The sequence below is a fragment of the Grimontia sp. THUN1695 genome (assembly GCF_059704325.2).
On the sequence record NZ_AP046577.1, the window covers coordinates 1297050 to 1309689 of the forward strand.

The window sequence follows — 12640 nt, forward strand, 5'->3', positions numbered from 1 at the left end:
TAAAAAAGGTACTTTGTGGATAAGTGCGTGCTTACTTTTTGTTCAAATAAGTTTGAAGTGCGATACGTGAAATACATAAATCAACGATAGTAGACATTGTTGTTCTTATGTTTCCTGGTGGAAACGGTTGAGTGGGTGTGGATAACCTGCATTTTATTGCGCCAGAAAGTGAACTAGGCTTAAAACGAATCTAAGCTGGCATGACTTTTGGGTAGAAGTTTGGAAGGAAAGTTATTTATGGCAATGACGCTAAGAATGGCATTGTCCATAAGACTTGCTGCTATCACGTGCGAAGCCTGGCAAAAGATGTAATCCGCTCAAAATAAGGAAGCCATGATATTCATCTCTCTTGGTAGAGCGCTGGCGGGCGAATTCGTTTATAATCGCGCGCAACATTCCTCATAATCCATATCCATGAATCAATATTTAGCTATAACCTCCCGCGGTCTCGAAAACCTACTTGCAGAAGAACTTGAAAAACTGGGTGCCAGCAACGTTAAAGCTGTCAGCGCCGGTGTTCGGTTCCGCGCGGATGAGAAAACCTTGTACACGTGCTGTTTATGGAGCCGCACTGCGTCGCGTTTCATTCTGGTATTGAGTGAGTTCACTGTTCGCGATGACATGGACCTGTATTTAGGCGCATCGGCCATCAACTGGCCGCAATACTTCAGTGAAAATAAACGCATTGCTGTTGACTTTAATGGGACAAACCGTGAAATCCGCAACAGCCAGTACGGCGCACTGAAAATCAAGGATGCGATCGTAGACCGCTTTGTAAAAGCCGATTTGGCACGTCCGAGCATTGACCGTGAGCAGCCTGATTTGCGTATTCATATGCGTCTGTCGAAAGATAAGGGATTGTTGGGCATTGATATGGTCGGTAGCGGCCTTCACCAACGCGGATACCGTACCGAAGCGGGCGCGGCTCCTCTGCGTGAAACCAATGCAGCAGCCTTGGTGATGAAAAGCGGATGGACCTTTGACAAGCCTCTGATGGACCCAATGTGCGGTTCTGGCACGTTGTTGATTGAAGCGGCGATGATGGCAGCCCAAATTGCGCCTGGCCTGAAACGTAAGCGCTGGGGATTTGAATCTTTGAAGTCTTTCAACCGTGAAATATGGATGGAAGTTCACGCAGATGTAACGTTCAAATCGAAAAAAGGCCCGGCGAAATGCCAGACCCGCTTTTTTGGCTTTGATAACGACCGCCGTGTGCTTGAAACGGCAAAAGCCAACGCACGTCGCGCAGGTGTAGCGGAGCTTATCCAGTTCGATCTGCATGACGCTGCTGAGCTTAAGCGCCCTGAAGGGTTTGAAGAGGGTCACATCATTTGTAACCCGCCATATGGGGAGCGCTTGGGCACCACGCCAGGGCTTATCGCGTTATATACCCAGTTGGGTGTGCGCTTGAAGAGTGAATTTAAAGGCTCGGTTGCCTCTATTTATTCTGGCTCTGACGAACTGCTGAGTTGTTTATGTATGCGTGCAGAGAGTAGTTACAAGCTCCGTAATGGTGCGCTTGATTGCGTCATGAAAACGTACCAAATCACTGCACGCGGGGAAGTGACGGCGTCACAAGACGGCACTGGGGCGACCGCTGATGTTGCCCCTGAATTTTCAAACCGCTTGCGCAAAAACATCAAAAAACTCAGCAAATGGGCCAAACAGCAGGGGATAGAGTGTTATCGTCTTTACGACTCTGATTTACCTGACTATAACGCCGCAATTGACCGCTACAACGATCACATCGTCATTCAGGAATATGCGCCGCCAAAGAGTATCTCTGAAGACAAAGCGCGTCGACGTCTATTAGATATGGTGCGTGCAACCATTGCTGTTACTGGTGTCAACGCCAACAACGTGGTGCTGAAAACCCGCGAAAAGAAAAAAGGCACCAGCCAGTATGAGAAACTGGGTGAAGCCAAGCGTTTCATGACAGTCCAAGAATATGGCGTCACGCTGGAAGTGAACCTCTATGACTACCTGGATACTGGTTTGTTCCTGGATCACCGCTACACGCGCAAAATGCTGGGTGAGAAAGCCAAAGGGAAAGATTTCCTGAACTTGTTTGCCTACACAGGTACAGCAACGGTCCATGCGGCTGTTGGCGGCGCAAAGTCCACAACCACGGTTGATATGTCTAAAACCTATCTAGCGTGGGCAGAACGTAACATGAAGCTGAATGGCAAGTTAGGTCGCCAGCATGCGTTCAATCAGGCAGACTGCCTGAAATGGCTTTCGACGGCGAAGGGACAATATGATCTGATATTCATTGACCCGCCGACGTTTTCCAACTCTAAGCGTATGTTGGATACCTTTGATGTACAACGTGACCATATTAAGCTGATGACTGAGCTGAAACGTCTGTTGCGTCAGGATGGCGAAATTGTGTTCTCAAACAACAAGCGTAACTTTAAGATGGATACCGAGGCACTGGAGGCGCTGGGGCTAAAAGCGCAAAACATCACGTCCCGCTCAATTCCGATGGACTTTGAACGCAATCAACACATTCATAACTGTTGGATTATCACTCACAAGGAAGGGTAATGGCTTTAATCCTCTACAGCACAGAAGGGTGCCACTTATGTGAAGAGGCATTGGCGTTATATCAGGCAGCGGGAAAGACCGCTGCCTTACGCGTTGTAGACATTGCCTTTGATGATGCCTTATTTTCCCGTTACGGCGTCACAATTCCAGTGCTTTCTCTCGAAAATGATGACGGCTCATCCGTTGTCGATGAACTGGGTTGGCCTTTCGATTCCTCAGCTTTAAACACTTGGTTAGTAAAACATGGCATTAATTAACATCACTAACGCGCAACTGGCTTATGGTGATAATCCGTTGCTGGATCATGCAGAATTCATTCTTCAACCCGGGGAGCGTGTCTGTCTGGTTGGGCGTAATGGCGCGGGTAAATCGACGTTGATGAAAGTGCTCCACGGTACGGTCCAGTTGGATGATGGCAGCATTAACCGTCAGGCTGATCTGAAAGTCTCGCGTCTTGAGCAGGATCCACCGAGAGATGCAGACGGTACAGTTGTGGACTATGTTGCGGAAGGGTTGGCCGAGGTTGGTGCTCAACTTAAGGAATATCATGATCTACTGGCCCTGATTGAGCATGATCCCAGTGAACGAAATATCAACCGTCTGGCTCGTGTTCAGGAGCAATTGGAGCACTCCGGTGCCTGGCGCTTTGAGAACCAGCTCACCATGGTGCTTGGCGCGCTGAAACTGGATGGCGCCAAGAAACTCTCTGAATTATCGGGTGGCTGGCAACGTAAAGCCGCATTGGCTCGTGCATTGGTCTGTGATCCTGATGTTCTGCTTCTTGATGAGCCAACCAACCACTTGGATGTAGCAACCATCATCTGGCTGGAAAGCTTCCTGAAGGATTTTAAAGGCGCGATTGTTTTTATTTCGCACGACCGCGCGTTTATTCGCTCGATGGCGACCCGCATTGTCGATTTGGATCGAGGCCGGTTAACCTCTTGGCCGGGTGACTATGAAAAATACCTCGAAGGTAAAGAAGAGATGCTTCGCGTTGAAGCAGAACAGAATGCCGAATTTGATAAGAAGCTGGCTCAGGAAGAAGCCTGGATACGTCAGGGTATCAAGGCGCGCCGTACACGTAACGAAGGCCGGGTGCGTGCATTGAAACAATTGCGCCGTGAACGTGCAGAGCGTATTGACGTGCAGGGTAATGCCAATATCCATCTCGATGAAGCCGTGCGCTCTGGCAAAATTGTTTTCGAAGCCAGTGACATTAGTTACCACTGGGATGGTAAGAAGATAATCAGCGACTTTAGCTTCAATGTGATGCGGGGCGATCGAATTGCGCTTATCGGCCCGAACGGTTGCGGTAAGAGTACGTTGTTGAAGTTAATGTTGGAGAAAATTGCACCCGATTCAGGCAAATTCCATGTTGGAACCAAGCTCGAAGTGGCTTACTTTGATCAATATCGTGAAAAACTGGATCCGGAAAAAACGGTTATCGATAACCTAGCCGAAGGTAAAATGGAAGTCGAAGTCGGGGGGCGTAAACGCCATGTGCTTGGCTACTTGCAAGACTTTCTGTTTCATCCACGTCGGGCAAGGACACCGGTAAAAGCCCTTTCCGGTGGTGAGAAAAACCGTCTGTTATTGGCTCGGATTTTCCTTAAACCCTGTAACTTGTTGGTACTTGATGAACCCACGAATGATTTGGATATCGAAACGCTGGAACTTTTAGAGGAATTGCTTGCCAATTATCAGGGTACCTTACTGTTAGTGAGCCACGATCGCCAGTTTGTTGATAACACGGTCACCCATAGCTGGATTTTCGAGGGTGAGGGTGTCATCAGAAAATTTGTTGGTGGTTATCACGATGCCATGCAGCAGCGTGATAATTATCTCAAGACGATAGAAGCTGAAAAGCCAAAAGCGAAGGAAGCGACAAAAGAAGAGAGCGCCAAAAAACAAACAACTAACAATAAGCCGACGAAAAAACTGTCTTACAAGTTACAAAGAGAACTTGAAGCCCTTCCTCAGCTTATTGAAAACCTAGAGAATGAAATCGCGCAAATTCAGGAATCGGTAAACGATCCAGCGTTCTTCCAGAAAAGCACGGACGAAACTCAACCTGTGTTGCAACGGTTAAGCGATGCAGAGGCAGAATTGGAAGCCGCTTTTGAACGATGGGAAGAGCTTGAAGAAATGCAAAAGGAATCGTAATGCAATTTAATAAATTCAAACTATCGGCTATCGCGCTTGCGGTAGCGGGTATTCCAACGCTAGCAAATGCCGCTTTATACACAGTCGAAAGGGTGGATAATGCGGCATCCACCCAGTCTGCTGTTGCGACCGCTATTTCTCCGAATTCCACTCAGATAGCAACTCAAGTGCTTTCAGGCCCTGTTGGTGTGAATTACTCCGAGGAGTTGCCTTTTATGATGGATGTGGAACATTTCATCAACAGTGAAGATGACTTGTTCCTGTACTGCCGTGATAACCTTGGTTACAACACCTGTGAGGCGTGGGCGGCAGAGCGCTGGTTTGGTATTAAAGACAGTGGCGAAATCTGTAACAGTGGCGACAGTGAGCAGGTTTGCTCCGGTGGCCTCAAGAAAGAGATTGATGCCTGGAACAATGGCTTTACCAGTAACAGTGTGGCAAGTGTTAATGGGGTCGTTCACAATCCATTCGGCTCTGGCGTAAGCAGCAGCGCGCCAACAGGCAGTGCAGACTCAGGCTCAACCAATGTTGTTATCAATGCCGTGACCGATGCAGGGGAAGCAATTGGTGTATCAAGCAGCCCTTACTACAGTACAGGGTCTCATTACGCCCGAGCATTCCAGCGCAGGGGTTTTTTGGGACAAGCAGAGTTATTGCCTCCTACTGGCTCAAGTGCTGTTATTAATGCCATTGGCCAAACAAACGCTAATGGTGTAATTCAGGCGTCGGGAAAAACCATTGTATTTGGTTCAGCATCAGTGGCCAATATGGCTGATCCTAACAATGGCAATAAAGTACCTGAAGGTACAGGGTTAGGTAACCTTAACGGTTGCTCTTCCGCTGTTGATTACAACAATCGCGCTTGTCAGTATTATCAGTTTGCTAATCAAGCTGCAGTTTGGGTGTCTGATTACTCAACAAACCCCAATAACGCCCGCGTGATTGCTGACTTTCCTAATGGCGCAACAGGCAATACGGATGACACTGCGCAAGCGAGCGTTAATGCAGCGGCATTGGTATCAGGAGCCACCGCACCCACTATGGTCGGTTTCAGTACTTACAACGATAATGACTTCTATGCAAGGGCAGTCAAATTTTCGCCTGTTACAGATTTTGCAACGTGCCTGACTGAATTAGAAACAAATGCTTCAAAACGTTGCTGGACTATGTCTCCAATACCCGGTATCGATATCCGACAAGGTGGAGATATCATCTACAGCTACACAGAAGCAACTGATATCAATAACAAGGGATTAGTTGTTGGGATAGCGAAAAATGCCCGTTTGAATAATGGTGCATACGCAGAAAAGATTTTTATCAACAAAGGTAATTCGACAACCTTGTTAGGACGCTCTCAAAGCGCGTTGTTCTTCGATGGTTACAATGGAACCGCAGCCGCCATTAACAACAATAATGAACTGGTCGGTAAAGTGGATGTAGAAAACATCCGTGATCGTTCACGCCGTCAGCGTGGCTATATTTATACTCATGGTGGCAACATTGGCGGTGCTTCTGGTTGGCTTCTGGATGACCTGACTAATGACCAGAATGTGTCAGGTAACAATAACCAGTTCCGCATAGCCGAAGCGTTTGATATCAACGATAAAGGAGATATCGCAGCTTCTGCTTTTTACTGTGCTGGTGGTTATAGCTCGACTGCACACGATGCACGTTGTCATGGTGAAGAAGAGCTGGTAGCCGTTAAACTTACTCGTCAAACAGGGGATATTACCCCACGTCCATACGAAGAAAATAACATTACGCGTAGCGGTGGTGGAATGGGTGTACTGAGCCTTTGCTTGCTTGCCGTTGGCTGTTTTTTACGCCGTAAAAAGTAATTTCATATTCTGGCTCATCTTCACAAATTTGGCGTGGATGAGCCTTTTGATGCTTGATTATTTATTAACCATGCGTGAATCTTAATTGGGTAGGCTTCATTAAAAGCAAAAGCTCGGCTTGAATGAAACCTCACTGAAAAGATACAACCATCTTAGGATAAGAGGGCGAATATATGAAAAGACAGAAGCGAGATCGTTTAGAGCGAGCACAGGCGAAAGGCTATCAAGCTGGTGTAAACGGTCGATCCTCTGAAGCATGTCCCTATCAGGCCATGGACGCGCGCAGCCAATGGTTAGGAGGTTGGCGCGAAGGTCGAGATACAAAAGTATCGATGTTGAAGTAACTTTTTAACTTACCCCAAAAACAGACTCAAGCCCCGTAATAGGGGCTTTTGTAAACTATTTTAACGCACTATAACTTTATATATTGGTCGCAATAAAAACAGATCTTTCAACATAAATAGTCTGCCTTCCTGATCATGAAAGTGAACCAGTAAGTAAGCTTTATAGAAGACAGAGACGATCGTAGAACCAAAAAACCGCCAATGAGGGCGGTTTAGGATTTTGCATGCCGTTAGTGATTAGAAAGAAGACGTGTCTTGGAATAGGCCTACTTTCAAATCTTTCGCAACGTATATCTCCCGGCCATCAACCAGTACACGGCCATCAGCTAGGCCCATGACCAGTTTACGGTTGATGACACGTTTCATTTGGATCTCATAGGTTACCTTCTTGGCGGTAGGTAGAATTTGGCCAGTAAATTTCACTTCGCCCACACCCAGTGCTCGACCTTTTCCTTTACCACCAGACCATCCGAGGAAGAAACCAACTAACTGCCACATTGCATCAAGACCAAGGCAACCAGGCATTACTGGGTCACCGGGGAAGTGACAGTCAAAAAACCATAGGTCTGGGGTAATATCTAATTCTGCAATAATAAACCCTTTGTCAAAATCACCACCTTCGTCCGTGATGTTTGAAATGCGATCCATCATCAGCATGTTTGGCGCTGGAAGTTGTGGACGACCTGGGCCGAAAAGCTCTCCCTGGCTAGAGGCTAGGAGGTCGTCTCTGTCATAAGAGTGGCGTTTCATTAGCATTTAATTGCTCCTGCAAAAAGTTAGGAGCACTTTAGCGTACACGTGTAAGCTAAACAACTCGGATCAGTGGTGGTTTAACCAGTGTTTCAGCTTATTAATTAAGGATGTGTGACGCTGCTCACCATGATGAAAAACATCGATTCGGTGGGCGATTTTGCCAAGAAGCGTTTCAGTTTCGCTGTCACCCTGTTGTTTTTCATCACCGCTAAACGGCAAACCAGTGATCAGTGGGAAAGCGTCTTCGACATGTTCTACTGCCCAAATATGGAAATTGCCGGCCTTAATCGCCTCAGTCACATCTTTGCTCAGGCAAAGTGCATTAAGGTTTGTTTTGGGCAAAATCACGCCTTGGGAGCCAGTGAGACCACGGTGCTCACAGATATGATAAAAACCTTCTATTTTCTCATTGATGCCGCCAACCGCTTGTACACGGCCGAACTGATCTACCGCACCGGTAATTGCAATGCTCTGGTTGATAGGTGTTTGGGAGAGGGCGCTGACAAAAGCGCACAGTTCAGCAAGCGAGGCGCTGTCACCGTCTACTTCACAATAAGATTGTTCAAACACAATAGAGGCTGAGTAGGGTAAGGGTTCATCTAAATCCAGCGCGGCACTGATAAATGCCTGCATGATCATCATTCCCTTGGCGTGGATATTGCCGCCAAGCTCTGCTTTACGTTCAACGTCAGCAATATCACCATCACCAAAGTGAACAACACAAGAGATACGAGCAGGCTCACCATAAGCCATCGGGTGACCAGGCATTTCAATCACCGTTAAGCCGTTAACTTGGCCAATGTGTTCACCACGGGTATCAATAAATACTTGTCCCTTGTGGATGTCATCTACCGCTCGGAGTGGCAGGTAAGATTCGCGGAAGTATTTTGCTTCAATGGCTTGTTCGACATGGTCTGCCGTGATGGTGTCCCCCTGGCTTTGGAAATCCGCTTCCCGAAGAAGTGTCTGGGTCCAAAGTGGGCAAAGCGGCAACCGATCCTGATCTTCGGTGAAACGTGCACCCGCCTGCATTATGCGCAAAACAGCTTCCGGTTCCAGTGGTTTGACACCAAAGGACTCTTGATAACCTTTCAGCACTGACAGGTAAGTATTGATATTTTCTTCGGTCAGGTACATATCCTGTTCAAACTCGGTGTAGCTTGCCAGGCTATAAAGCTCTGGTTCACCGGCTTCAAAATCGGACATAAGGGCACGATCGCCAACCACAATCACACGAACAGAAATATCCGACGCAGGTGGAAGGTCGCAATACAGGTCCGGCTTTGCGTTTTTCCAATGTAATTTGTTGGTGGAGAGCAGGGACTTCAATCGAGCCCAGATATTGGGCTGTGAAAGGATGCAACCAAGAGAAATGAGAAGCACACCGTTATTCGCATCATGAAGCAAACCAGTAACGTTTCGTGACGTTGTAACATCTAACGAGTTCGGATATACTACGCCAAATAATTGAACTTCATCAGCATTTTCCGCAATCACAACCGGCTTTTCTGCATTTTGCAGGGCATTTTTCACCATGTTTGCAAGCAATGTCAGGTAATCATAGACATCCGGCGCTGTCACAAGCAGCAGGCGGGGGAAATGGTCTTCGTGCACAAGACGGGCAATGCTGCTTTCCAATCTTGGTTGAAGTGCACTGGGAGACGCCGCTGTTACTGCGGGATACTGAAGAATGTGCTGCTTAATGTGGGAAAACTGCGGTACGACAGACTGCCAGGAAACTTCTTGCATGCGTTTTGGTATCAACTTTTGTCGGTGTATTAATAACTGAGAGTATAAATGAATACGCACGCTCAAAGTAGCAAAGATAACGGCTTGCCAGCATTACAAAAACAAGGCAGGGATGACACAGGTGGAAAAGATCGTTTTTGCGACATCATAGCGGAAAAGATTAAAAGGATGAGTGCACAATATTTGATTAAAAAGTAATCCACTGTTACGCTGTCACTGTATTTCAACCTTACTTTCACTCTCACGATAAAAATTCGAATTATGAAATATCAACAACTTGAAAACCTCGAGGCTGGATGGAAATGGAGTTATCTGGTCAAGAAATACAAAGAGGGCGTTAACGTTACCCGTTACGTTGACACCAGCGAGGTAGATGCAACTGTGAAATCACTGATGGCGCTCGAGCATGAGCCAACCAAAGTGATTGATTGGATCGGCGAACATATGTCTTCTGAGCTCGATAACAAATTGAAACAGGCGATTCGTGCCAAACGTAAACGCCATTTCAATGCCGAGCAAGAACATACCCGGAAGAAATCCATCGATCTGGATTTCAGGGTGTGGGAGAAATTGTCGTTGAAAGCGCAAGAGCTAGACGCCACTTTGTCAGACACCATTGAATACCTGATTAGCGAGGCAAACCGCTCTCAGAATGCCAACAAGAAAGTGGATGCATTGAAGAAAGATCTCAGCAGCCTGCTAGACATGTAAGGTGAGTCAATGGAATATTTTCTCGCTGGCAGTTTTATTGCCTTATTTGCTTACTTAATGGTTGATCGTCCTATTGTCCTGATCAAGTTTAAAGATGGGCGGTTGGTGAAAAAGAAAGGCAAGATCCCACACGGTTTCCTCCATGACTGCGAAGAAATCAACAAACGCACGCCCGTCAACGGCACCATCAAGGTTTACCGTAACCGCTTTACACCCGCCAAACTTGTGCTGTCGAAGGGGATTGACCACAAAGTGCAGCAACGTATTCGAAATGTTTTCCCTTATAAATCGTTTAAGTAACCACCATTCCAGCCACTATGTCTACTGTTGAACCTATAGCTTTTCGCCTTTCCCGAGGGGCAGACCTCAAACAATCCATCATGAATGCCGTTAAAGAACACCATATCCAGGCCGGTTGCGTTGTATCACTGGTAGGGTGTTTATCTGACCTGGCCATTCGTCTGGCGGATGGCGCGTCTACACTGCAAAAATCCGAGCCATTTGAAATTGTCTCTGTATCTGGAACATTGACCCCTGAACATGTGCACCTGCACCTTTCTGTTGCCGACTGTAGAGGACAGATGCTTGGCGGGCATATGATGGAAGGCTGTATCGTCAGTCACACAGTAGAAGTCTGCTTATTGCGCTTTGATGGGTACACATTCGGCAGAGAACCTGATGCAGACACTGGATACACTGAACTGGTGGTGAAAAAGCCTTAAATTAGTGGATTCACATTTTGAGTTTACAAATCGAGATTTCGTTAACGCCAGAGCTTTACAACGAGATGCAAGCTGCTGGAGACTTTGACGGATTTGCACCTATAACAAAACTACGTATTATGTAGTCTGGCGTTATGTTGAGGGATCCCGCCGACTATGCTCTTATCAGTCGGCGGTTTAAGCCGTCCCGAATGTGGGTACGCGAAGCGGGATTCATTAGGGGCGGGAACTTAAACCCGTAACATAATGGCCATAATGCGGAGGTTGCTTTCGCTGCCATTTTCCGCCCTGGTGAACCCTTCCCAGGAACAAAACTGCAATCATAAAACCCGCCGGCACCGTTTTTCCTGGCAATAAAATGCCATCATTCCTCGCTGGTAATCATTCCCAACTATCATAAATGTGTATTTATAACAGTTAAGACTCTGGACGGTTTGGAGGGGAACCCTCCACGCTGGCCTGAGTCCGACAAGCGTCAACATCACACGATCATTTCACCGTCACTTTCACGCGCGTCAGGCATTCAATCTCTGTGACTCGACCTCGACGACCGACGACGAGCGAAGCTAGCGTAGGAGGAAGGAGGAGGGGGCGAGTACACTTACTTTAATAGTGTACTCTCTTATCATTTTGACACTTTCGAGCGGTTTTGAGTTGGGGTTACTGTTACACCCCAACTAAGTCCTGACTTCAGGACTCTATACTTTTCAATGCTGTACTCTTTTCCCATTTTGGGCAAACTTGCGCTCATGGCCCCATGTACTTTTGTCTAATATTTGTCTTTTTCATGTTGCCGATAGGGGTGATGCACGTCACGCGAATCGGGAGTAGACTCCCTTTAATAGTCTACTCTAGTCCAATATTTAGACTATTCGATTGGTACGCCATGCTTTAAGTGCGTATTTACGTTGTCTTCTGTCTCAGCTACTTCTCTTGCAATAAATTCATCGCTTCCATCATCCATGCTCAGTTCAGATATGTACCTTTCGTGGTCAGGTACAAGTTTCCATGTAGCTAACATTTCTAGCTCTCTGTAATGGGGCGTTTTTGCAATGGTGTATATGAACTTTTCCAGCGGCATCTTCTGGTGCCGTTGTCCGTTACATATTTCATCTGCCGTTAGCTCTAAGTGTTGAGCTAGTAGCCTAATCTGGCTTGCTTTCGGTTCTGTCTCGCCGCTTTCCCATTTGATGTACGTTTGCTTTGCAACCTTCACAAGGCTGGCTATTTGTTCTTGGGTCAGATTCTTTCCTAATCTGGCATCTTTAATCACGTCTTTTAGCATTCCGGTCGCCCTTTGGTAACTTTATTTATTATTGTAATACCACTTTTTTAAAGGCATTGCTTGAAGTTAGTTATATTAGATAGTAGGTTATAAAAAACGTTACTTGACAGGTTTTTGTGAATGCTGGATTTACTTCGAATTAGGGTTCCTTTCAAGGCTGAATATTGCTTTCAGCTTGAGAGCCGTTCTTCGGTGAATTCTGCTTATCATTCAGAACTTGACGTTCGACGTGTATCAGCACTCCTCGATATCCCGACAGGGGTTAGAACGCTGCAACGTAATGCGGATCTCACTGTGTCATCCATCAGCGGTGAGTATCTGCCTTATGAGTCGATACCGACCAGCTTCACGGGCATAGCGCTCAAATTCAATAACGGCTCTCCTAATGTGCCACCATCTGTCGAGATGAAAGCCAGCCCAGCCAAGATCATTCAAGGCCATAACGTATTCGGTTCAAACTCCATTCTGTTGGCCTATTGCGTATTCCGATTTACTTGAACAGCCATTCCGGTTTTATTTGAACACCTC

At 46.7% G+C, this 12640-nt stretch carries 13 protein-coding genes; 10 read left to right on the forward strand and 3 right to left on the reverse strand.

Going from position 1 to position 12640, the window contains the following annotated elements; genetic code table 11:
* The first annotated feature begins 414 nt into the window (after positions 1-414).
* The 5 genes from rlmKL (at position 415) to rmf (ending at position 6892) form a co-directional block, all read left to right on the forward strand.
* A complete protein-coding gene (gene rlmKL, locus AC6IB1_RS09390; protein WP_497568801.1) occupies positions 415-2547 on the forward strand; it encodes a bifunctional 23S rRNA (guanine(2069)-N(7))-methyltransferase RlmK/23S rRNA (guanine(2445)-N(2))-methyltransferase RlmL in 2133 nt (710 codons plus the stop codon).
* Complete coding sequence (locus AC6IB1_RS09395) at positions 2547-2804, forward strand: glutaredoxin family protein (protein ID WP_497568802.1); 258 nt, start codon at positions 2547-2549, stop codon at positions 2802-2804. The genes rlmKL and AC6IB1_RS09395 overlap by 1 nt, the downstream gene beginning before the upstream one ends.
* The gene (gene uup / locus AC6IB1_RS09400) at positions 2791-4710 is read left to right on the forward strand and encodes an ATP-binding cassette ATPase Uup (RefSeq protein ID WP_497568803.1); all 1920 of its coding nucleotides are present in this window, start codon (positions 2791-2793) and stop codon (positions 4708-4710) included. The genes AC6IB1_RS09395 and uup overlap by 14 nt, the downstream gene beginning before the upstream one ends.
* The gene (locus tag AC6IB1_RS09405) at positions 4710-6548 is read left to right on the forward strand and encodes a DUF3466 family protein (protein ID WP_497568804.1); all 1839 of its coding nucleotides are present in this window, start codon (positions 4710-4712) and stop codon (positions 6546-6548) included. The genes uup and AC6IB1_RS09405 overlap by 1 nt, the downstream gene beginning before the upstream one ends.
* Before the next feature lie 173 nt (positions 6549-6721).
* On the forward strand, positions 6722-6892 hold the full coding sequence (gene rmf, locus AC6IB1_RS09410; RefSeq protein ID WP_081456037.1) for a ribosome modulation factor: 171 nt from the start codon (positions 6722-6724) through the stop codon (positions 6890-6892).
* A gap of 237 nt (positions 6893-7129) precedes the next feature.
* Here rmf and fabA read toward each other — a convergent pair whose 3' ends face one another.
* Entirely contained in the window at positions 7130-7648 is a 519-nt protein-coding gene (gene fabA, locus AC6IB1_RS09415) for a bifunctional 3-hydroxydecanoyl-ACP dehydratase/trans-2-decenoyl-ACP isomerase (protein WP_497568805.1), read from the reverse strand.
* A 63-nt stretch (positions 7649-7711) separates the two neighbouring features.
* Positions 7712-9394 (reverse strand): AAA family ATPase, encoded by a 1683-nt coding sequence (locus tag AC6IB1_RS09420; protein WP_497568806.1) that lies wholly within the window; start codon positions 9392-9394, stop codon positions 7712-7714.
* A gap of 48 nt (positions 9395-9442) precedes the next feature.
* Between AC6IB1_RS09420 and AC6IB1_RS09425 the strand changes: the two genes are divergently transcribed.
* The 4 genes from AC6IB1_RS09425 to AC6IB1_RS09440 all read left to right on the forward strand — a co-directional run bounded on the left by AC6IB1_RS09425 (position 9443) and on the right by AC6IB1_RS09440 (position 10827).
* On the forward strand, positions 9443-9592 hold the full coding sequence (locus AC6IB1_RS09425) for a hypothetical protein (RefSeq protein WP_497568807.1): 150 nt from the start codon (positions 9443-9445) through the stop codon (positions 9590-9592).
* Between the two features lie 63 nt (positions 9593-9655).
* A complete protein-coding gene (matP, locus tag AC6IB1_RS09430; RefSeq protein WP_497568808.1) occupies positions 9656-10105 on the forward strand; it encodes a macrodomain Ter protein MatP in 450 nt (149 codons plus the stop codon).
* Between the two features lie 9 nt (positions 10106-10114).
* Positions 10115-10405 (forward strand): DUF3634 family protein, encoded by a 291-nt coding sequence (locus tag AC6IB1_RS09435; RefSeq protein ID WP_497568809.1) that lies wholly within the window; start codon positions 10115-10117, stop codon positions 10403-10405.
* 17 nt (positions 10406-10422) lie between these two features.
* Positions 10423-10827 (forward strand): PPC domain-containing DNA-binding protein, encoded by a 405-nt coding sequence (locus AC6IB1_RS09440; RefSeq protein ID WP_497568810.1) that lies wholly within the window; start codon positions 10423-10425, stop codon positions 10825-10827.
* An 868-nt stretch (positions 10828-11695) separates the two neighbouring features.
* Here AC6IB1_RS09440 and AC6IB1_RS09445 read toward each other — a convergent pair.
* Positions 11696-12112, reverse strand: a complete 417-nt coding sequence (locus tag AC6IB1_RS09445) for a helix-turn-helix transcriptional regulator (protein WP_497568811.1) — start codon at positions 12110-12112, stop codon at positions 11696-11698.
* Positions 12113-12232: 120 nt separating this feature from the next.
* Here AC6IB1_RS09445 and AC6IB1_RS09450 point away from each other — a divergent pair, with 120 nt between their 5' ends.
* Positions 12233-12610: a phage/plasmid replication protein, II/X family gene (locus AC6IB1_RS09450; protein WP_497568812.1), complete on the forward strand. Its 378-nt coding sequence runs from the start codon at positions 12233-12235 to the stop codon at positions 12608-12610.
* The last annotated feature ends 30 nt before the right edge of the window (positions 12611-12640 follow it).

Coding starts and splice junctions, on each gene's coding strand:
- AC6IB1_RS09445 (WP_497568811.1), bottom strand. CDS start 12,112: ATGCTAAAAGACGTGATTAAAGATGCCAGATTAGGAAAGAATCTGACC.
- AC6IB1_RS09450 (WP_497568812.1), top strand. CDS start 12,233: ATGCTGGATTTACTTCGAATTAGGGTTCCTTTCAAGGCTGAATATTGC.
- AC6IB1_RS09420 (WP_497568806.1), bottom strand. CDS start 9,394: ATGCAAGAAGTTTCCTGGCAGTCTGTCGTACCGCAGTTTTCCCACATT.
- AC6IB1_RS09440 (WP_497568810.1), top strand. CDS start 10,423: ATGTCTACTGTTGAACCTATAGCTTTTCGCCTTTCCCGAGGGGCAGAC.
- rmf (WP_081456037.1), top strand. CDS start 6,722: ATGAAAAGACAGAAGCGAGATCGTTTAGAGCGAGCACAGGCGAAAGGC.
- AC6IB1_RS09405 (WP_497568804.1), top strand. CDS start 4,710: ATGCAATTTAATAAATTCAAACTATCGGCTATCGCGCTTGCGGTAGCG.
- matP (WP_497568808.1), top strand. CDS start 9,656: ATGAAATATCAACAACTTGAAAACCTCGAGGCTGGATGGAAATGGAGT.
- AC6IB1_RS09425 (WP_497568807.1), top strand. CDS start 9,443: ATGAATACGCACGCTCAAAGTAGCAAAGATAACGGCTTGCCAGCATTA.
- AC6IB1_RS09435 (WP_497568809.1), top strand. CDS start 10,115: ATGGAATATTTTCTCGCTGGCAGTTTTATTGCCTTATTTGCTTACTTA.
- rlmKL (WP_497568801.1), top strand. CDS start 415: ATGAATCAATATTTAGCTATAACCTCCCGCGGTCTCGAAAACCTACTT.
- AC6IB1_RS09395 (WP_497568802.1), top strand. CDS start 2,547: ATGGCTTTAATCCTCTACAGCACAGAAGGGTGCCACTTATGTGAAGAG.
- uup (WP_497568803.1), top strand. CDS start 2,791: ATGGCATTAATTAACATCACTAACGCGCAACTGGCTTATGGTGATAAT.
- fabA (WP_497568805.1), bottom strand. CDS start 7,648: ATGCTAATGAAACGCCACTCTTATGACAGAGACGACCTCCTAGCCTCT.